15 protein-coding genes and 1 pseudogene are annotated in these 20,358 nt (G+C 53.0%); 7 read left to right on the top strand and 9 right to left on the bottom strand.

The window, feature by feature from the left end; genetic code table 11:
- Positions 1-343: 343 nt before the first annotated feature.
- Positions 344-1,966 (bottom strand): VWA domain-containing protein, encoded by a 1,623-nt coding sequence (locus HWX69_RS14430; RefSeq protein ID WP_178917768.1) that lies wholly within the window; start codon positions 1,964-1,966, stop codon positions 344-346.
- Positions 1,967-2,553: 587 nt separating this feature from the next.
- Here HWX69_RS14430 and HWX69_RS14425 point away from each other — a divergent pair.
- Positions 2,554-5,667, top strand: coding sequence for a DUF7282 domain-containing protein (locus HWX69_RS14425; RefSeq protein ID WP_178917767.1), 3,114 nt, complete (start codon positions 2,554-2,556; stop codon positions 5,665-5,667).
- A gap of 801 nt (positions 5,668-6,468) precedes the next feature.
- On the opposite strand, the pseudogene HWX69_RS14420 reads toward HWX69_RS14425, so the two are convergent.
- Both HWX69_RS14420 and HWX69_RS14415 read right to left on the bottom strand, forming a co-directional pair.
- Positions 6,469-7,285 (bottom strand): annotated as a pseudogene (locus tag HWX69_RS14420) (sugar phosphate nucleotidyltransferase).
- Positions 7,286-7,383: 98 nt separating this feature from the next.
- Positions 7,384-8,823 carry an oligosaccharide flippase family protein gene (locus HWX69_RS14415; protein WP_178917766.1) on the bottom strand — a complete coding sequence of 480 codons (1,440 nt, stop codon included), beginning with the start codon at positions 8,821-8,823 and terminating at the stop codon, positions 7,384-7,386.
- A gap of 163 nt (positions 8,824-8,986) precedes the next feature.
- On the opposite strand from HWX69_RS14415, the gene aglG reads away from it, so the two are divergent.
- The 3 genes from aglG (at position 8,987) to HWX69_RS14400 (ending at position 12,249) form a co-directional block, all read left to right on the top strand.
- A complete protein-coding gene (gene aglG / locus HWX69_RS14410) occupies positions 8,987-9,904 on the top strand; it encodes a glucosyl-dolichyl phosphate glucuronosyltransferase (protein WP_178917765.1) in 918 nt (305 codons plus the stop codon).
- 89 nt (positions 9,905-9,993) lie between these two features.
- Positions 9,994-11,265, top strand: a complete 1,272-nt coding sequence (locus HWX69_RS14405) for a nucleotide sugar dehydrogenase (protein ID WP_178917764.1) — start codon at positions 9,994-9,996, stop codon at positions 11,263-11,265.
- Between the two features lie 51 nt (positions 11,266-11,316).
- Positions 11,317-12,249, top strand: a complete 933-nt coding sequence (locus tag HWX69_RS14400; protein WP_178917763.1) for an NAD-dependent epimerase/dehydratase family protein — start codon at positions 11,317-11,319, stop codon at positions 12,247-12,249.
- 56 nt (positions 12,250-12,305) lie between these two features.
- On the opposite strand, the gene HWX69_RS14395 is transcribed toward HWX69_RS14400, so the two are convergent.
- Positions 12,306-13,748 (bottom strand): oligosaccharide flippase family protein, encoded by a 1,443-nt coding sequence (locus HWX69_RS14395; RefSeq protein WP_178917762.1) that lies wholly within the window; start codon positions 13,746-13,748, stop codon positions 12,306-12,308.
- A gap of 1,145 nt (positions 13,749-14,893) precedes the next feature.
- Between HWX69_RS14395 and HWX69_RS14390 the strand changes: the two genes are divergently transcribed.
- Entirely contained in the window at positions 14,894-15,541 is a 648-nt protein-coding gene (locus tag HWX69_RS14390; protein ID WP_178917761.1) for a LicD family protein, read from the top strand.
- Position 15,542: 1 nt separating this feature from the next.
- On the opposite strand, the gene HWX69_RS14385 is transcribed toward HWX69_RS14390, so the two are convergent.
- Together HWX69_RS14385 and HWX69_RS14380 are read right to left on the bottom strand one after the other, a co-directional pair.
- A complete protein-coding gene (locus HWX69_RS14385; protein WP_178917760.1) occupies positions 15,543-16,370 on the bottom strand; it encodes an FkbM family methyltransferase in 828 nt (275 codons plus the stop codon).
- A 4-nt stretch (positions 16,371-16,374) separates the two neighbouring features.
- A complete protein-coding gene (locus HWX69_RS14380) occupies positions 16,375-16,707 on the bottom strand; it encodes a hypothetical protein (protein ID WP_178917759.1) in 333 nt (110 codons plus the stop codon).
- A 207-nt stretch (positions 16,708-16,914) separates the two neighbouring features.
- Between HWX69_RS14380 and HWX69_RS14375 the strand changes: the two genes are divergently transcribed.
- Both HWX69_RS14375 and HWX69_RS14370 read left to right on the top strand, forming a co-directional pair.
- Positions 16,915-17,286, top strand: coding sequence for a hypothetical protein (locus HWX69_RS14375; RefSeq protein ID WP_178917758.1), 372 nt, complete (start codon positions 16,915-16,917; stop codon positions 17,284-17,286).
- Between the two features lie 33 nt (positions 17,287-17,319).
- Positions 17,320-17,796, top strand: coding sequence for a formyltransferase family protein (locus HWX69_RS14370; RefSeq protein WP_348643042.1), 477 nt, complete (start codon positions 17,320-17,322; stop codon positions 17,794-17,796).
- 255 nt (positions 17,797-18,051) lie between these two features.
- Here the strand turns inward: HWX69_RS14370 and HWX69_RS14365 are convergent, their stop codons facing one another.
- The 3 genes from HWX69_RS14365 to HWX69_RS14355 form a co-directional block, all read right to left on the bottom strand.
- Positions 18,052-18,576, bottom strand: a complete 525-nt coding sequence (locus tag HWX69_RS14365) for an FkbM family methyltransferase (RefSeq protein ID WP_178917756.1) — start codon at positions 18,574-18,576, stop codon at positions 18,052-18,054.
- A 358-nt stretch (positions 18,577-18,934) separates the two neighbouring features.
- Positions 18,935-19,741: a phosphocholine cytidylyltransferase family protein gene (locus tag HWX69_RS14360; RefSeq protein ID WP_178917755.1), complete on the bottom strand. Its 807-nt coding sequence runs from the start codon at positions 19,739-19,741 to the stop codon at positions 18,935-18,937.
- 2 nt (positions 19,742-19,743) lie between these two features.
- Positions 19,744-20,358 carry a gamma-glutamyl-gamma-aminobutyrate hydrolase family protein gene (locus HWX69_RS14355; protein WP_178917754.1) on the bottom strand — a complete coding sequence of 205 codons (615 nt, stop codon included), beginning with the start codon at positions 20,356-20,358 and terminating at the stop codon, positions 19,744-19,746.

Here is a 20,358-nt window from a genome sequence, read left to right as displayed (position 1 = left end):
TCATTTTGGCACCTCCAGATGATGCGTTACTTTCGATCTGTTCGCTGTGACGCCGTGGCCGTTGGTTAGGTATTGCTTATTCATGCTTTTCCCCACCCCGTGTAGTGGTAGCGGACGAATTTGCAGGTTCTAACAACCTATGTATGATGTGCCTGAATCCACGGCGAAATCGGATAATCAGCCATTATTGTTTATTCTATGGCAGTTTATCGATGAAAACTGAACACCTGAAAAACGTTTACGGTGCTCTCATGCTACTCGATGACCAGAAATTTATACCAAAATATCTACAATTCCGGGGTGTTTCACCCGTTAACTGGAGGGTTCTCGATGGCCGACGACATCAGCTGCCAGCATTCACGGTGACAGACACTGTCTCGTCGTTGACCCACCACGAATCCATCGTACGTACGAGGTTGGCATCGGTTTCAGTTGCATTCGTTGTCGCGGCACTACCGTTGTTGCCACCGGCTGGCGCTTGAACAGTGTGTGTCAATTCAACCGATTCACCGGGGTTGACGGTCAGCATTCGGAGCGTCCCTATCTGTCGGTCTTGGGGAGCGACGTTGACTGAAACCATCCGTGAGTCATTACCGTTATTGTAGACGACGCTCGTCAGGTTGTAGGACTCGTTCGCCCCGACTGACGACGATTCAGGATAGCTATCGATACCGACCCCGGAGGCATTGCCGTCCAGCACCGACACGTTTCCTACCGTGGTGTTCTGGACTACCCAGGTCTGGTTGACACCCGAAGCGTTGGCATCGGCGGTCGCTTCGTAGGTTACTGTCTTCGCTTCGCCCGACGAGAGGTAGACCGTCTCGTTGGCGACGTGCGTCGTGTTGTTGCCGTCCTCTCTGACAGCGAACGGTACGGTTGCATAGCCCGAGTGGTTGCCGGGGTTCTCGACAGTCGCCGCAACGGCGTAGCTCTCGTTGGGCATGACGACCGATCGCTTGACTGCGCCATCACTGACGGCGACGTTCTCGGCGACCAGTTGCCGCTCTTTGACCGTCACGTGGTCGAGGAAGCGATGGTTAATCTGGAGCATATGCTTGTCGACCTCTGCGTACGAGAGCGGTGCGTTGAACGTGTGGGTCTCTCCGGCCTCTATGTCGACCCGTTCGCTGTAGTGAACCTGGTCTGAATCGGTAATCAGCGCGTGATACGTACCACCGGCCGATCCGTCGTTTGTGACGACGACTTCCGCCGTGAACGTCTCCCCCGCAGAGACCGTCGTGTTGCTAAGTGATTTCTCGATCACCTCGAAATCCGGCGCGCTTCGCTCTACTCGGTCGTCCCGACTCGTCGATTCGGGATCACTGGTAGCCTCATCTTCGATGACTGCAGCAACGTCGGTGAACGACTCAGTATCGAAGTTCGACCAGTGGCCACAGTCGACCTCCTCGGTGTACGTGTTGAGGTCGTTGTAATCACGGTCACTGTCCGGCGAGAACGCCACGAGGCACGCGTTTTCGTCGTCGATGCGCTGGAGTGCGCGTTCCTTTACGGCGGTGTTGTTATTTGCGCCATCATCGTCTTCGTTGGTGATGACGACGACGATCTTCTGTGCGTCATCACGGAACTCCATGTCGAGTGCCATGTGAATCCCATGCGAGGCGTTCTCCATGTTCCCGCTGGTTTCGAAGTTGAGCGATTCCTTCAGCTCTCCCGTGTCGCTCGTCAGCGGCTGTCTGACCTCGGTGTTCCAGTCTTCCTCGTACGTCACGAGCCCGTAGCGGGCGTCGATGCCTTTGGATTCGAACTCGTCGGCGACGTTCCCGATGTCATCTTGGAGGGCCTCCCTGTGGGGATCCATGCTGTCGGTTTTATCGAAGACGAACACGATATCGGCGCTGTCGGACTGTGCGGCTGCCGGGCCGGCGAAGGCGGCGGTTGCTAACAGACTCACAACGAGCAGCGTCGCCCAGACGACTGCAACACCTGTTCTGCGTTTGCGTGTCATCATCTGGCCCCCTCTGTGCGCGTGTGTCTGAATGGCGATACTGGAGTGGTGACACTGTGGCGTGTTGGCGTGGAATCGTTCATGTCCATGCGCTCTCGGCTACCCGAGAGTTAGCTAAGCTTCCACAACCAACCGCTTAGATAGAGACTCGTTAAAACAAGTTATAGATCACCAAACGCAGGTTAGAAGCAGTGTACACACGTCTGTGAACGTTGAAAGTGACTATCACTTCAAGAGCGTGCGGGCAGTTGTATTAACCTCGTGCGTACACGTGATTGCCGAGTCCTGCCTCTGAATTTATATATGGATGCCGGTCGTCAGACGTGTGTGTCACGACATACCAAATCGGCTGTACCTGCCGTTTTCGGGAGCGACACACGTTGTCACGACTCCTGAAACCCCACAAAGCATTTATACCAAGCAAGAGTGGTTTGGAGCGTACCCCTACCCATGACAGTGTCGCTGTACCCACACGATGACTCGGTGTCGTCAGCCCCCGACGCGTTGGACGTGTCGGCGGGCGTTACGAACGACTCGAGTGCATCTGTGGCGTCTGGGACGCTGTCGATGTGGTGCGATGCAGTGCAGTGCGGTGCGATTGCAGAACGAAACTAACCATGACAGACAACAATAGCAAGCTGCGTGCGGTACTCCTCGCGGCGCTGATGGTCCTGTGGGTCTTCGCAGGAACCATGGCGTTTGCAGGCGGTGCTGCAGCAGGCGTTGGCGATGGTATCACCATTGACAACGTTGACGTCAACCCGCAAACGGGCGATCAAACAGCAACGTATACAATTAACACAACCTTCGACCAGCAAGGGTCTCCCCAATCCGATGTCACTTCGGGAACGGTTGACCTAAGCGATGCGGACTCTGCTGGCATTGACGCTAGCAGCGGGACTGTTCGCGTGTTTAACGCCAGCGACGGTTCGGAGATTACCACCACGAGCGTTAGCGAAAGCGGTGGTGTCATTGACTTCGACCTCGACACGGCGGTAAACACTTCCAACACGACCGGTCTGAACATCGTTCTTGAGGATGTCGACAATCCCTCGGCGGGAACGTACGATGTAACTACGACCTTATACGAAACTGCCGGTCAATCGGACAATAACAGTACCGACACAGCTTCGTACTCGATTGGTGCCAGCTCGGCATCCGAAGCAGGTGCGGATGGTGCCTACGACACGGGAACGACCCGATGGCAAGGTCAGGAGCTGTTCTTCGACCAGGGTGCCCTCTCCGATAACCACTCCAACTGGCAAGTCCGAAACTGGGACCGAACGGCGTCCAATGACCGCCTCGGTAGCCTTGTGAGTGAACTCTCGTTCGAGAACGGTCAAACGGTTATTGACACGAGCAATCTTGAAGGAGACTACGTCATCACGGCAAACGATGACAGCGCCAGCGGTGAAAACCGAGAGGTTATCATCACGAACAATCAAGGTGTCGCTACAGATTCGGTGAGCTCGAACAGCAGTGCAGCAACCAATGAGTACGTCGAAATCGTCGTCCAGAACCTCGATGCGACCTTCGAGGACGCTGACGGTGACGAAGTCGACGATGTCGACCTCGACGATTCACGAACGCTCGTTCTGGACTCCAACCGGAACGGATTCGGGGTTGAAGTCAGCAGCGAGAATCTGACGCAGGACCAGCTCGAAAAGGTCTTCGACGATTCCACCTACAGCGTCGCTCCGACCTCGGATGATGACGATAACGTCACCATCTCGGGTCTCCAGAGCGAATCTGAAATCGAGGCGACGTTCAACGAATCGAACGATATCGAAGAAGGTGACTCTCTCGACTTCAACTTCGAAGCAACGGACACGACCGCTAACGCGGATGCTTCGATTACCGTCGGTGAAGTCACTGACGGCGACGCCAACTGGGACCAGGCACAGTACGATGAGAACCGTGGTGACGTCGTAACCGTCTCGCTCACCTCCGAAGAGCTTGACCGATTCAACGTCTCCCTCGGCAGCGACGATGCAAACTACCAGGCAGATCTCGAAGTTGAGCCGAACGACGACGGCGAGGTTGAACTGGAAATCAACACGTACCTGGCAAGCCGGGTTGCTCTGGATGACCCGTCTGTCAGTACAGGCGACATCTACGATACCACCGACGATGGCGGAGAAATCCTGAACCGCTCCGAAACCGGTATCAACGACCGTGCACTGGACCCTGGACTCTACGACCTCATCATTGAGGACAGCAACATCACGACTGCTGAAGAGGAGATTCAGGAGTACGACGTGAGTGTCCTCAGCCTACAGGAGCGTAGTACGGGGAACATGACGATTCACACGGCCCCGAGTAACGACTACACCAGCATCACCGAAACTGAGGATGTCCTCGAGATGATCGAGGAGGGTCAGATTACGGAAACCAACACGATTGCGCTCAACACTGAGCGCGATTCGAGCGTCCGCGGTGACGCCGTTATCCACCGCATCGATGTTTCCGGTATCGGTGGTCTGTTGGCCTCCGATGGTCAGACTGACTATGAACAGATTGCCAACAACAACAACCTTAACCTGACGCTGGAACAGCAGAACCCCGGTCAGAACGAGGATGCTTTCGTTGGCAACCTGAGCGACATTGGTTCGTCCAGCACGAACGTTATCTCCGATACGGATAACGACACGCTGTACGTCGTGCTCAACTCCAACGCTCTCGAGGCAGCTGGCCTCGAAGAGGGTGACGAGCTTGAAGCCAGCTTCAACGTCACGGGGCAGTACCAGAACCAGTTCCTCCGTGAGCGGAACCATGTGGACCCCGCCGATCCGGATGACGATGAGTCCGCAATGGGCACCTACGAACTCGTCGACCGTGAAGCGACGTTCGACACGGTCAACGATGAAGTTCGCGTCCAGTCCGCAGCCGACCAAGTCATCAGCGGCGAGACCACGGTCGCCCCCGGTACGGAAATCACCGTCCGTGCCCGTGCAACCGCTGAAGACACTGACGGCGAAAACGCGTTCCTCAAGAGCGCATCCACGGAAGTCAACGCCGACGGAACGTTCGAAGCGACGTTCAACGGTAGCGACTCCTTCGAGGACGTGACGCCGCCGCAGAACTTTACGGCGACCATCCAGCGTCAGTCCTTCGAGGACGACGCTGAGACCGACGGCCGCGTCATCGAAGGCGACTACGCCGAGGTCTCCATCACGAACCAGACGACTGACGGCACAACCGTGACTGTCGACAGCGTGTACGTCCCGGACGGTGGCTTCGTCACCATCCACGACGGTACGCTCCTCGACGGCGCCACGTTTGACAGTGTCCGCGGTACGTCTGACTACCTCGAATCCGGCGAGCATGAGGATGTCGAAGTCACCCTCGACACGCCGTACGAGGGCGACAACGGCACGGTCATCGCCATGCCGCACCAGGACTCGAACGACAACGAAGAGTACGACTTCGTCACCAGCGAGGGTGAGGAAGACGCTCCGTACCTCAACGCTGAGGGCGAAATCGTTCTCGACTCCGCGACGCTGACGGTCGACACGTCGACGCCGACGCCGACGGCAACGGCAACCGCAACGCCCGAGCCGACGGCGACTGCAACCGACGAGCCGGCCACTGACGAGCCGACGGAAACCGAATCCGAGGACCAGCCCGGCTTCGGTGCCGTCATCGCGCTCATCGCGCTCCTCGGCGCAGCACTGCTGGCTGCCCGACGGAACGCGTTCTAACTGACTGAATCGAGCGGTTCGGTTCGGTTTTCGCGGTTTTATTTTTTTTTTTGGACGCTAATTGAATAGCGGCGGTGATATCATCACGCGCTCGTACATCCGGCGAGTCATTGACAATATAGCCAGTATTTGTCGTTCCGCATTGCTACGATAATGTGTCGCTCAGTGTTCACCTATGAGTGACCTATCCGTAATGCCGGTTCCAGACGTGCTCGCGGAAGTCGACGGTTCGACTGTGTGATGCCGTAAAAACTGACCGTTGCTGCGTTGGTCTGCTCTCGGTGTTGTGGCTGCTCCTCACAACCCACTTTACGCCTCCGACCACCGAGGTATAATCGAGATGGTATAGGTTACTACCCCCGTTCCGGCGTGTCTGTAGGTCTGTTGGTGGATGTATCACGGCCGGGATTTACTGGTGTTGGTCTCTGTGGGGAAATATCGTCGCCGACGCTCGTCGGGTTCATGGAGTCTAACCGAGTTTATTCTTGATTGTCCTACCTGGCTGGATGCCCTTGCTTCGGCATCGACCAGCGGGCAGGACGACTTCTCTGTAGCCGACCTCTTGAGTTCGTGCTCGGAAGGAATGATACTCATCGTCCGGTCGTTCGCTCTCAGGCGCCAGAGCCGTATGTGTCGATGTTTCGACTGAACCCTCGCTCCAAACAGGTTGGAAAGCTACAGGGGACTTCGAAAATTAATCACCAGCCATTAGGGCGTTCATTTATTTGAAGTGGATTCACCACCTCTGGGTCTTGGTTCCGGTGACTGTGGGTTTTCTATGTTTTTCGTCTATATAGTGGTTTAACCCGCATTGACATCGATCATGTAGACCTGTCCGTTAAATAGGCCAGTATATACACTTAAAAAAAATAATACGCCTGTTTCCAGCCATTGATGCGATTGCTCACTCAGGGGCGCGGTTGCCTCGTCTACCGTGCCTTCGTACCCCTCATTCAGTCGCCGTTCAGCCTCCTCACGGTCCTCGGGATAGCCGATGTCCATCCGCTAGTCGTCCAATCGAATGGCGTCGATGGTTCGACCGATTTACAACAGGAGGTTCACTGCGTCGGTAATCCCGTACTCGCCGCAATAGAGGGCTGGACTAGGTGGTAAGCGTGGAAGATAGCCAGCGTGAACGTGTAGAAGCCGGTCATCACGAGATTAGTCGGCGGTGCGTCGGGCTTTTCAATCACCTCGGTGATTTCGCCGTAGTCGTTAGTGTCACAGACACCATAGCGAGAGGCATCCGCGTATGGAACTTCTTCTCCTCCGAAGAAAGCCTCATCGGCACGGGCCTCGCGTTGGCGACGGACCATGTCATCAAGATTCGCTTCGAAGATGTTGCCACCCAATATGAGCATGAAGTCGTCGTCGAAGTGATCCTCAACGGTCAAATTGCGTGGGCGAGTTCTTTCGGCTCTCTTAAGTGCGTATAATTAATGGGAATGCCTTCGTAATCATCGCCGTAGAAGTCGGTGATTTCATCTTTCCTGTAGCCGACGACGACGAGTAGTTCGTCAGCGCCCAACTCGGCAACACGGTTGAATCATTGCCTCAGAATCGGGCAGCCGTCGACTTCGACGAGCGCCTTCGGTTTGTCCTCGGTGAGGGGTCGCAATCGGGTTCATTCGCCGGCCGCGAGCACGACAGCTTGCATACTCCCACAACCGAATGGCTTGACCAAATGCTTTCGGTTCACCTCGCAGATGAGTTGGGCTACTTGGACTTGTACGGTAGCTGAATCGGACTGTTGGCAAGTACAGTCGTTCGAAACGACTTCGAGATACAGAACAAGGTTCCAAAATATGTTCCTGCGCCGATGACGACTAGCGAGACGAGGATGGCGAAATTGTGCGAAAAATTTGTTATCTCGATTAGTTTTTCAACCGCCCAAACACCACCCGCCATGATAGCTGCAGCCGCGAACTGACGAGAGAGTTCGTTCGTTGGGATGGCGAACGAAACCATCGAGCGAATAACGTACATTGACAACGCCAGTCCAAAAGCGGCCGAGATGGCTGTTGCAATTGCTGCTCCGACGAATCCGAGTGTCGAAATAAACACGAGATTCAACACAACGTTGCTGGCAATGAAGACGAGATTGATGCGAAAGGCAGCGTCCGGTCGGTCGATACCGTTCATCGCATTCATCAGTTGCTTCTGGTAGGAGTATAATAGCGTCGCGAGAATCAGTACCCAGAGGACTGTTGACCCTTGGACGAACTCCGGGCCGTAGATTTTTAGCAGTCGGTCAGCCAGAAGCCATCCTCCTAATAGTCCGGGAATTAGTAGGAGACCACCGTACGTTAACGAATCCTCGATGAGTGTTGAGACGGTCTCGTCGCTGTTTTCGGCATTAGCTCGACTAAGTTCCGGAAAAAGGGTCGAACTTATTGCGGAATCGAACAGCGTGAGAAACTTCGAGATGCTCCATGCTGCCGAATATACGCCGATAAATGACGATTGGACGAAAACTCCCAATAGAAGGATATCCACGTCATTGAACGACCGGTTCTTAAGCCCACCGAGCCACGAGAATTTCGCGTAATCGATGAGGTCATCGAAGTGGCTTCTTCGGGGCCTCGTGAGTTTCGTCGAGAGCAATAGCAATCCGATACTGCCGACAATAACGCTTCCAATAGCGCCTCCAGCGAGCATCCCCATCAGACCTAATCCGATCGAAACGAGAGCGATTTGAATGATGCTTCGAGCACCAATCCCGAGTGGTGTGAGGAGACCGGCTAAATGAACCTTATGTTCGCCTTGAAGTGCTGCATTTGTGAGGGCTTGAAACAGGCCAACCAAAAGGAGCACGGCAACGAGAGAGGCGACTGACGCGCCCACGTAGTCGTTGATATAGGGGGCAAAAACGAGTACCAGAATCGAGAGACCAAGCCCAAGGACCGATACTAGAATTACGCTTGCCGCCGCGAATGCCGCTGGATCCTCCCCCTCGCTCATCCGCTTCGTCATCGCCGAGGAGATACCGAGGTGGCCTCCGAGCTTGAGCCACGCGACCAGCGCGATGACCAGCGCATAGTACCCGAGAACTTCGGCACCGAGTTCACGTGCGAAATAGATCGTCGCGACGAAGCCCAGTGCTGACCCGACGAACTTCGATCCGAAGACAATAACGGATGTTTGGCCGATTCTCATCGTGAATTGACAGTCTCTTGGGTTATATTACGAGACAAATGTAGTTGAAGGAGACGTACTAATCCAATTTAATGAGTCTAAAATGGATTGTTGATCTACTATACTCTTCGAACGAAACCAGTATACAAAAGGCTTATTCGGCATTCGTGGGTAGCCTTGCCCGATGAAGGTCTCGGTCGTCATCAGTACGTACACCGAAGAGATGTACGAACACTTCGAGGATGCTCTCCAGAGCGTCCGTGAACAGACGTACGATGACATCGAGATTGTCGTCGTCGTTGACGGCAACGAGCCGCTGTACGAGCGGATTCAAGATGACTACGGCGACGACGAGGAACTGGTGCTCCACTGCAACGAGGAGAACGTCGGCCTCTCGGCGAGTCGTAACAACGCCCTCGAACTCGTCACTGGTGACGTAGTCGCACTCATCGACGACGACGCCGTTGCCGACGAACACTGGGTTGAGGAACTCGTCTCCGTATACAAATCCACTGATGCCATCGCCGCGGGCGGGAAGATGACACCGCTGTGGGTTGACGGCAAACCTGAGTTCCTCCCCGAGGAGTTCTACTGGCTGGTCGGCGTCACACACCGCGGATTTGCCGAACCCGGTGAAGAGGTCCGCAATACCTTCGGATCGAACATTTCCTTCAAAACGGAGGTGCTGAAGGAGTTGGGCGGGTTCGAATCACAAGTCGGTCGGCAGGGGGAAAAGAACCTCCAGGCCCACGAGACGGAGTTCTGTGCACGGATGCGCGAGGAGTACGGCCAAGGTGTCGTCTACAATCCCGATGCGAAAGTCGGCCACAAGGTCTTCGAGTGGCGGACAGACAAGCAATGGCTGCTGGAGCGGTCGTTTTGGCAGGGCTACTCCAAGCGAGCGATGGAGACGCTCGTGTCCGAGGACTCCAGCGAAGAGGAGTCTGATTTCCTCAAACAGCTCGTCTTCGAGTTCGTCCCCTCACGGCTGAAGGGACTTCTCACGGACCCGAACGTCCCAAAGGCCAAACAGCTCGTGGCGCTGTTCGTGTTGACGGCGACAGTCGGCGTGGGTTACCTGTACGGGCTTTTCAAGTGGTGACGGCAGCGGTAGGAGCTGTATAATCGTCTCTCAACACCCCGCTCTCGCAAACGATGCCCTGAAAGCCCCCACGCTCTTGAACTACTCCAATGAGTACACAGACGCGCGTCGGCGTCATTGGGTTGGGCTACGTCGGCCTCCCGCTGGCGCTTGCGATGCATCGTGCCGGCCACGAGGTGGTCGGTGTCGATGTCGATGCCGATACCATCGAACGCCTCCGAAACGGTGACTCAACCGTCAGCGACGTGAGCGATGCCGAAGTGAAGGATGCCGTCGCTGAAGGCATCACGTTCACAACCGACTACAAGGAACTCGGCGATGTCGACGGTGTTTCCATTTGTGTCCCGACACCGCTCCGGAAGACCGATACCCCGGATCTTTCCTTTGTCGTCGATGCGGCAGAGCGGCTGGCGACGGTCATCCCGACCGGCGCGACCGTCATTCTCGAAAGCACCGTCTACCCCGGTGCGACCGAGGAAGTCGTGGGCGACGCCCTCACAGAAAACGGCGCGACTGTCGGCGAGGACGTGTATCTCGCCTTCTCTCCGGAGCGTATCGACCCGGGCAACAAGGAGTACGGCCCAACGGACATCCCAAAAGTACTCGGCGGCGTGACGCCTGCTTGCGGAGACCACGCCGAAGCGCTGTACAGCCCCGTCTTCGACGAGGTTGTCCGCGTCGAATCGGCGACGGAAGCCGAACTCGTAAAACTGCTCGAAAACACCTTCCGGGCGGTCAACATCGGCCTCATCAACGAACTCGCACAGGTGGCTCATGAACTCGACGTTGACATCTGGAACGCCATCGATGCGGCCAAGACGAAGCCGTTCGGCTTCATGCCGTTCTACCCAGGGCCGGGACTTGGCGGTCACTGCATCCCCATCGACCCGTTCTATCTCTCCTGGAAGGCCAACGAGCAGGGTATCGACACGCGATTCATCCATCTCGCCGACACGGTCAACCGCGAGATGCCCGACCACGTCGTCCAACGCGTCGTCGAGCAGCTCAACGACCGCGGCGTGGCGCTCTCGACGGCCGACATCCTCGTCGTCGGCGCAGCCTACAAGCCCGACGTTTCGGACACCCGCGAATCGCCGGCCGTCGATATCGTTCTCAAACTCGAAGAGTGGAACGCGGATGTCGAGTATCACGACCCGCACGTCCCCACGCTCGCTGTCGGCGACGAGACCTACGAGTCCGTGCCGCTGACCGACGACCGACTCGAAGCGGTCGACTGCATCATAATCGTCACGGACCACTCAGCACTCGACATCGAGCGCATCGTCAAGCGCTCTGCGATGGTGTTCGACGCCCGCAACGCGACCGCGGACATCGACGCCGACAACATCGTCCTACTCTAATTTTTCAGTCGGAGTCGACACGTTCAACCGCCCGCCCCGAGGAGCACCGGTATGCCGACTGCACTCGTCACCGGAGCGGCGGGCTTCATCGGGTCAAGCCTCGCCGATGCCCTACTGGACCGTGACTACACAGTCCGCGGGATGGACAACTTCGAAACCGGCCGCGAAGTCGCTCTTGAGCCGATGGAAGGTCGCGAGGACTTCACCTTCGAGGAAGCTGATATCCGTGATGCAGAAGCTATGGCAGCCCTCACTGACGGCGTCGATTACGTTTTCCATCAAGCAGCTGTCCCCTCGGTGCCGCGAAGTGTCGACGACCCAGTGACGACGACCGACGCCAACTGCACCGGAACGGCGACCGTATTAGATGCGGCCCGAAAGAACGATGTCGATTCCGTCGTCGTAGCCTCTTCGTCGTCGGTGTATGGCTCCAGTCAACAGCTACCGAAGGTTGAAACGATGGAGTCCAACCCCGAGTCGCCCTATGCGCTTTCGAAGTACTTCACCGAAAAACTCGCCCTGCAGTGTAGCGACCTCTACGATATCGACACCGCCGCACTGCGGTACTTCAATATCTTCGGTCCCCGACAGGATCCGAACGGTGAGTACGCCGCTGTTATCCCGAAATTCATCAATTTGATGCTTGCGGGCGACCAGCCAGTCATCTATGGTGACGGCGATCAGTCCAGGGATTTCACCTATATTGACAACGCGATTCAGGCCAACATCTTGGCCGCCGAATCAGAAGTAACTGGCGAGGCCTTCAACGTCGGCACTGGTGGCCGCGTCACTGTCAACGAACTCGTCAAAACGTTGAATGACCTGCTGGAAACAGATATCGACCCGATCCACGACGACCCACGTCTTGGCGACGTTCGGCACTCTCACGCAGAGATTGCGAAGGCGGAGACGTTACTTGGGTACAAGCCTGATATCGGATTTGAGGAAGGACTCAAGCGGTCCGTCGAATACTACCGTCGGTAGGGGCCTGCGGCGATGGATGAGCGAACGAATGCTACCAAGGTTTTCACATCAAGATACTATTTATTTAAGAAAAATAAATCGAAAGGAGCATTTCGATTGATTGTCGACCGAACCCTAGTAGATATCACGAGAAGCGTCGTGAAATACAATGCAGATCCAATTCCTACGAGTACGCTTACAACAACCAAGTTGTGTCTAATTAATCCTGATGTCTCCAAAAGGCTGCGTAACAGCCACACTACGCCTCCCATCAGTAACGCTGCGACTGTTTGTCTACCGATTTCACTATACGGCAACTGAATGCTGACGGTCCGGACGAGGAGGCGGTAAGAGTGTAGAGTTCCAACCGTGACGGAAAGTACGCTGGCAATTGCGGCTCCAATCCATCCAAGAAAATATATGAGAATAATATTCAAGGTAGTATTACAAATAATAAAGACAATGTTGGCTCGGAATGCAATTTCTGGTCTATCAAGGGCATTCAATGCGTTCAAGAATTGCCGCATAAAACTGTACAAGAGAATTGAAATGAGTAATAATGACAAGACTTCCGTTCCTCGGACGAACTCAGAACCATAGAACATGAGCAACCGGTCCGAAAGCAGGATTCCACCAACGGCCCCCGGTATGGAGATGAAGCCCGCGAAGGCAACGACGTCCTCAATAAGTCTACTGGCTGCATCCTCTGTTTCCTTGGCGGTAAGATTGCTAATTTCGGGAAAAACCGCGCCACCGATAGCATTCCCAAACAGGTCAAGGAACTTTGTAAGACCCCAGGCAATACTGTAGATTCCGACTAGTGACGAAGGAACCATCGCACCTAGAACGAGTATGTCGACATCATTGAACGAACGGGACTTGAGTCCGCCGAGCCAAGAAAATTTCGCGTATTCAGCTAAACTCTCGAAGTGAACCCGTGTGGGTGTCTGCAATCGGATACTGATAAAGACGGTACCTATGACGACTACTAGTATCCCACCAACGATGTAGCCGACCAAGAGGCCCACGACACTGAAACCTAGTACGACCAGTGCTACCTGAAAGACACTTCTGAGGAATACCCATATAGGATCAAGAATACCAGCTAAGTGTACCAAGTGCTGTCCTTTGAGCGTGGCCGTGATGATGACGTATGCGAGTTGGACCACCAAGAGGATAGAGACGAACCAAACTACCGATAGAGCAGCGTACTCGCTGAAACCCCCAATATAGGTTTCGATGTACCTCTGCCCGGTGAAGACGACTACCTGCAGCAGCATGAGCATGATTCCGATGGCGACGATGCCTGCGAAGAGATACTCGCCTCGGTTTTCATCTTCACTAATTCGCTTCTTCATTGCCTTCCCCAGACCTAGGCGACCGCCGAGTGATAGCCAGGCAACCAACGTGATAACGAGCGTATATATACCGATAACTTCCGCACCTAGCAATCGAGCAAAGATGACTGTCGCGACGAACCCAATAGCGGAGCTCAAAAGTCGAGAGAGAAACACCACCATCGAAGTTTGACCAATATTCATATAGGTAGCTCCTCCTCTGGGTCTCGTACGTAGCCCCTCGGAAACGAGTCCTAATCTTCCTAACGGTTTGAAGTAGTCGCGCCAAACTCGCCATATCGACGGCGTCCCAATCATGAAAATATCCTGTTGATTTATAATCTAAAATTACAAATGTAGTATATTGATTATTTAATGACACTGCCAATCGGGCCGCCTACAGACGAAATATTATACTTAATTGATCTGAAAATTAAAGTGTACTCACGGTGCGCGGTCCGTCTGGCAGGCGAGCACTTCCTAACGAATATCGAAAATCTCTTTTAAAACCAATATTTCTGCGAGAAGGATAGAATGTTGCCAATTACCGACCAAACGGCGGCACGGAACCATCTCAACAACAGGTGCTATCGGGGATCGGCGACAACATCAAAGAGAAACTCGCGAGAGTGTCTTACGGTAACGAGTCACATTTACATGATTTTCGCCGTGGAGAGCCAGCTGAATCATATCTTGACCTGCGATGCAGGCAAAATTGGATATAGCCGCCGAGTATATACTTGATACCGCCAACGACCCGGGACCGGAATGGAAGTCGTTCATACACCTAGAGAATATCAACACATACCGCATTTTCCTAGCTGTGGATTCGAAGGTGATTCTAACAACCTGTACCGCCATACTACAGAAACCTTTTCGACGGTCCAGACTTTGAGATTAGACAGAAAGCGTCACAAACCGCGAGCGTAGATATCGGTAACCCGCAGCTCGAACGGTCAAAGCTTAAGAAGAGGTATCCCACGTCTGTAAATTCTGGGTAAGTCATGATCAAGGATGCTAGCAAACCGTACGGATAAGTCCGCGAAGGGATTGAAATTGAGAATTATCTTGCGAATGAATAAGGATTTTAACGTGACCGGGTCTGACTGATTTGAAACAGAGAGATGGCACGTATTTCTGGCGATACACCGGTGAGCACGGCCACTAAGACACGTAGGACGAGCGTTCTGTAAACGTAAAGTCCCGGGCCATTGTTGGATGTTGTTCGAACTCGGGATTCGATATAAATTCTGATCAGTGAATGTTAGCTATACTTATGCCATAGAGTTACCGAATCGATTATATACACGACTGAAATCATATCATATATGAATCCATACCCGGCAGACATTGAGGAACAAATGTATTGGGTCCGGGATCTCCTGGAGGAGCAGGATGTTTCTTACTGGCTGGATTTGGGTGTATTACTCGGCCTGGTTCGTGAGGGACACCCAATAGAGTGGGATGATGACGTCGAGTTTGGAGTGTGGGCCGACGAAATTGAGACCGTTGAAGAAATCGTTGAATCACTATGTGGGTTTACGGTTCGTCGAAAAATATATGATGGTGAGGTTCACGGAATGGATGTACTCCCTGAATCACCCAATGACGGCGTGAAAACAACGTTTGTCGTGTATCGAATTCACGATGATACTGCTTGGAGTGCTACCGCTGTTCGATCGAACAATTTGAATCCGTTTGCTCGTCTCCAGACGGCCTACTATTGGTACGTCCATCAAACGGAGATATTGGATCCGGTTTGGAATACGATTAATGAAATCCGTACTCGCCAGGCTCCTAAACAATTCTATATGGAGCGGAACTACAGCGAAGAGTTTGAAATTTATATGCCAGCCCAGGTTGAGGAATATCTTGAGTATGTTTATGGAGACTGGAGAACACCGACAGACGACTACCATTATTGGGACGATAGCGGGTTGGTAAAACAGGAAACTCCGATTGAACTTATGTCGTAACTTAAACACTTGAATTGTCCCGGCTGGCAATAAGAAATGTGACTAAACGGTTCGATAAATTTGCGTTACGAATTCGAAATCCCGCGTTGGCCAGCATTTCGTGAACCTCCTCTATATCAGTTCCGAGATTCTTGAGTTTTTTAGGGTGGACCTCAATAAATGCTGTTCGTACTTGGGGCAGCGTTTCTTCAAGACCGGCTAGCGCCATCGCCTCAGCGCCTTCGATATCCATCTTGATGACTGAGGGGGTGGGAACCGTATCGACTCTCGTCAATTCGTCACCAGTACGAACAGGCACTTTTATGGATTCAGTAGAATTTTTTATTGAGGCAAGTGAGCTTTTTCCTCCGGTTTTGCTGCCGTCAACATTAATAGACATTTCATCGTGGCATTCGCCGAGAGCGATTCGCTCTATTATCGCATCTGTGTCGTTCAACTCGAGATTCTTTTTGATTCGATTTGCGTTGTTCGGTACCGGTTCGAAAGCGATTGTGGTGTCGCAGATTGGCGCGGCGAAACATGTGTAAAGCCCGATGTTCGCACCCACGTCCCAGAAAATGTCTGTCGGTTGGAGCTCCGAGATCACTGTTTCGAGAATTTCGCCTTCGTTTAGAAACGTGAATCGCTTGAGCTCAATCTCGTTTTCAGTATAGAAATTTCTCGTTTGACCACCGACAGTACAGGTGGTGATGGATCCGGGCAGTAGCAATCGGAGCCTCCAATATTGCGGAAAAATATCGTAGGCAATCTTTCGCTTTATTCCATCTGTGACGGCCGTGGTCCCGCCCTCTTCGTGCAACTCTCGAATACGATTTAATAGGTCTGCCATAGTTTTAATCAAGTCCTTCGGAGATCTCGCTGATGGATCGGTCTAGAAGGTTCTCAATACCTTTAGCCTGGCTAGCTTGGATACCGATATCGTGGTCGCTGCTGGTCGATAAGTAGGGCGTATATTTTTTGGCCCGAACAACGATCCCCCTTGGACCGGTCACATCTGTACATAATTGCCAAGTTTCCCCAAGTCCTGGTGCTTCGTTCAGGATTGTGGGCGGGTGAATATCGAGGGAGCTATATTCATCTTTTGCGTTCTTAAGCAGTCTCTTTAAGCAATATTCTATGGAAAGATTAGTCGTTGGTTGAACTCGAATTACCTTCATTATGTCCATACCTTCAGTAGTCTGCTGAATCTATATAAACCCGTACAAATCTCTGGGTGGTTACTGAATTGAACTTGCTGGTTATACGACGACGCACTCCGAAACAAAGGATTCTCAACATTAACTCAACCATTAGAAAGAAAGAATTGGCTATGGAATCCTGGTCACGTTTAAAATACTCAAGATATATATATTTACCGGCCTCTTCTGACTAATATGACTAATGACGGTTCGCTTAACGTCAGTGTCCTGCTAGAGACCGATTCGCTCCGCCGACACGACTTCACAGCCCTTGAGACGATGTGTCGCGAGACGGATGTCACGGTAGACTACCTCGTAATAAACGAAACCAAACACGAAGAGGCTACTAGTTCGGCAGAGGAGACCACGGCGGACGGATTTCCTGGCCTACTATCGAAGTTCCTTAGCAAGGTCGCGTCAAGGGACGCGTCAGTCTTGATGGGCCTCGAGTTCAGGACAGCTGAGTTTCTGGGTGACAAGTACATCGAGGAGCTAAAGACATATTACAAACGTACGAATATATCTGAAATTGTTGCTCTGGAAGATGTAGAAAAGTTGATTTTTTGACCTAAAACCGTAGATTCAGGCGTCGGAACCGAGATACCAGACGAAATCGTCGACAAGGTGTGCGAGACGTCCGACGTGGTCGTGAATTTCGAGCACGAGATTCTCCGTGGACGGATTCTCTTTGAGCCCAAGTATGGGATCTTGAGCTTCCACTCGGGAGACGTACGGAAGTACAGGGGCCGCCCGGCAGCGTTCTGGCAATTCATCAATGGCGAGAACGAGATCGGCGTCACATTACAGCGTCTGACCGACGACTTGGACGGCGGGTTCCCGATTGTTATAAAATCGGCCGACATCAGCGACGCGTCCACCTACTGGGAGGTGAAGGTGAAACAGAACCGTCTGTACGACGATATGCTGGTTGAAGGAATCCGGCTGATACAGGACCCAGATTTCTCCATAGAACGTCCAGATGAACTAGGCGATCTCACGCGCCAGGAAGACATAGAGGTTTGGCGTAACACCGGGCGGTTAGTCCTCAAGGATATTCTTGGACGAGTGACTAAGTGAAGGGCCCCGTCAATCACGAGGTCCCATGCTGGCTTCCCCATCCCGGAATGCTTTGATGAAGAGATCGTTCGAGCGATCCATGAGGTACTCGCATTTGAACCCAAGTGATGTCAGTAGTATCAGCATCTCGTCGAAAGACCAGTTCTCCTCAAAATACCGTCGGAGTTCGTCGTCTGTGAGTTCGTAAATTGGTGGGTGACGGTGTTCAGTGTCCGTACTTGGCGGTTCTATCTCTATATATACTAGCCGACACTTTTATTTTGCCAACAGTGGTTTTAGCGCTTTTGAAACGTCCCAATCCCATCCGTTGACGTCGATTTTAACAACTGTCGGATCTGGGAACCTCCGGTCGGAGATCTCGGAGCCGTCAATAACTTCGATATCTTCCTTCGGAACTTCCTCGGGGCCAGAAGTCAGCGTCACGTGGCCGTTCCGTACCGTCCTGTAGTACTGACTCTTAGAATGTGTACCGATAGCCTCATCCACGATTTCGATATCGAGACTACGTTCCACAGCTGTTCGCCTGAGAGAATTTACAGAATTCGTTGGTTCGAAGGCTACGACCGCCTGGGGGGAATCAGAGAGTTGTGCCACCTTCAGGGAGTACTTTCCCGTCCTGGCCCCAACGTCGTAGAACACGTCTTCGGAATTTAAATTCGAGAGCACATCGATGATGATATCTTTCTCCGTATTTGATGCTAGATCGAGGGCTTCGTCGAAATTCAGCCCGTAGCGTGTTTGATAGATAATTGCGTCAAAAAATAGCCGGTTTAGGTACACGCCCGTAGATAATCGCGGCCGGCGAGTCCACGTACTTGAGGTGTGCGTTTACCTCCTCCAGTACGTCGCTAAATCCGTCCTTGTACATCGTCCGAACAACCCGTCGTAGCTTTTCTGTTGGCACAACACGATGTTATTCTACGACCACCGAATATCTAACGCACCCAAAACGGACCTTGATTCCTTCTGACATTACTCTGCGAGAGATGCGAGTTTGAGATTCTTGCCAACCTCCGGCGACTGCGTGTTCCGAACCAGTAGAAATTTGCCTATCCTCTGCAAACACTTTCCTTCATTGATGTTCAGTAATCGAACAAGCCGTTATTGTACTCAAATCGTTCAAAGCCTGCGAGTCCTTCTACTCCGCAGTTTCTTCTGTTGACCCCAAATCGATATACCTATTCAATTCTCCGTCAGAGTAAAGATTCTGGTACATCTCCAAGTCTTCAACAGTGTCAATCTCCAGCCAACCACCGTCAACGGGCACGGCCCTCACATCCCAGCCATCATCGATCATCCTCTGAATGAAGTGTGTCATTTCAACTGACGCGTACTCGGCGCCGTCCTTCTCAGCGAGTTGATTGTACTTTTCCGCGAATGGCCCGATCTGGTCGGCTCTAATCTTAATGAGCCCGATGTATTGTCCTTGGATTTCGGACGATGTGTCCGGTGTGTTACCGATATCCTTGATTCGATTGTTCTCTCTGAGGCGCAAGGTTTCAGCGTCTTCGAGCGGGTCTTCGAATCGCGCGTCCCAAAGATCCTTCCACTGTCTATCAACAATGACGCTGACGCCAGCATCGGATTCAAGCAAGGCTTCGACGACTTTCTGTTCGTAAATGATGTCACCGTAGGAAATTAGAAGGTCGCGATCCTCCGGAAACATATCTTGGGCACAGAACAAGCTGTAGACCATGTCTGTTTTGTCATATACGGGGTTGTGTTCGGTGTCGTATCCCAGTTCCTGGATTTGGTCCGCACAATAGCCTGTTACGACAATCTGATCAGTGACTCCACAATCCCTGAGTGTCTCGACGTTTCGCTCTAGCAGCGATACTCCATCGAGTTCGACGAGTGGTTTCGGGCGATCGTTCGTGATAGGCCGAAGTCGCCTCCCCTCACCGGCAGCGAGGTGAATCGCACGTGCAGTTACGTCATCACTCATGCTTAGTTACCACCTAGAACATGGTTGAGTAACTGTCGGTCGAGGTTCTTCGATGGCGATTGTCGTTCTGGATGCCACATAATACCCCAAATGGGGTATTCGCTGTGGACCATACACTCCACTGAGTCGTCTGGAGATTTCCCGAGTACCTGTAATTCGTCACCGACCCCATCCATGGGGATAGCATAGTCGTGGTAGCTGTTGACGATTACTCGATTCGGAAACTCGAAACCGGACTTTTCATTCGTGAATTCAACGGCGTGTGTGGTTGCAACGTGACCGTCAATCGACGCGAGTGACCCACCGAAGTAGGTGTTCAGGAGTTCGAGGCCACGACAGACACCGAGAACTGGTAAGCCGGTATCAATCGCATACTCCAGTGCCTCGGTCTCGAATCGGTCACGTTCTGGTGCTGGGTTTGCTGGATACTCGAGTGAAGAGAGATCATTCCCGCTTGTCAAAACGAGGCTGTCTAGTTCCATCTCCGTGAGGTGGCTGGTGCCGTCATTGACAGAGTTCGGGAGCGGTATCGGCGTGTGGCCGAGGTCCTCGAGGAGTGTCGTCCACTCCTGATCGAGACAATCCCTGCGTTCGCCAAAGTCCTCGACAACGCTCAC

Origin of the sequence: Natronomonas gomsonensis (assembly GCF_013391635.1) — an archaeon.
Classification (GTDB): domain Archaea; phylum Halobacteriota; class Halobacteria; order Halobacteriales; family Haloarculaceae; genus Natronomonas; species Natronomonas gomsonensis_A.
This window is presented reverse-complemented; position numbering and strand designations above follow the sequence as displayed.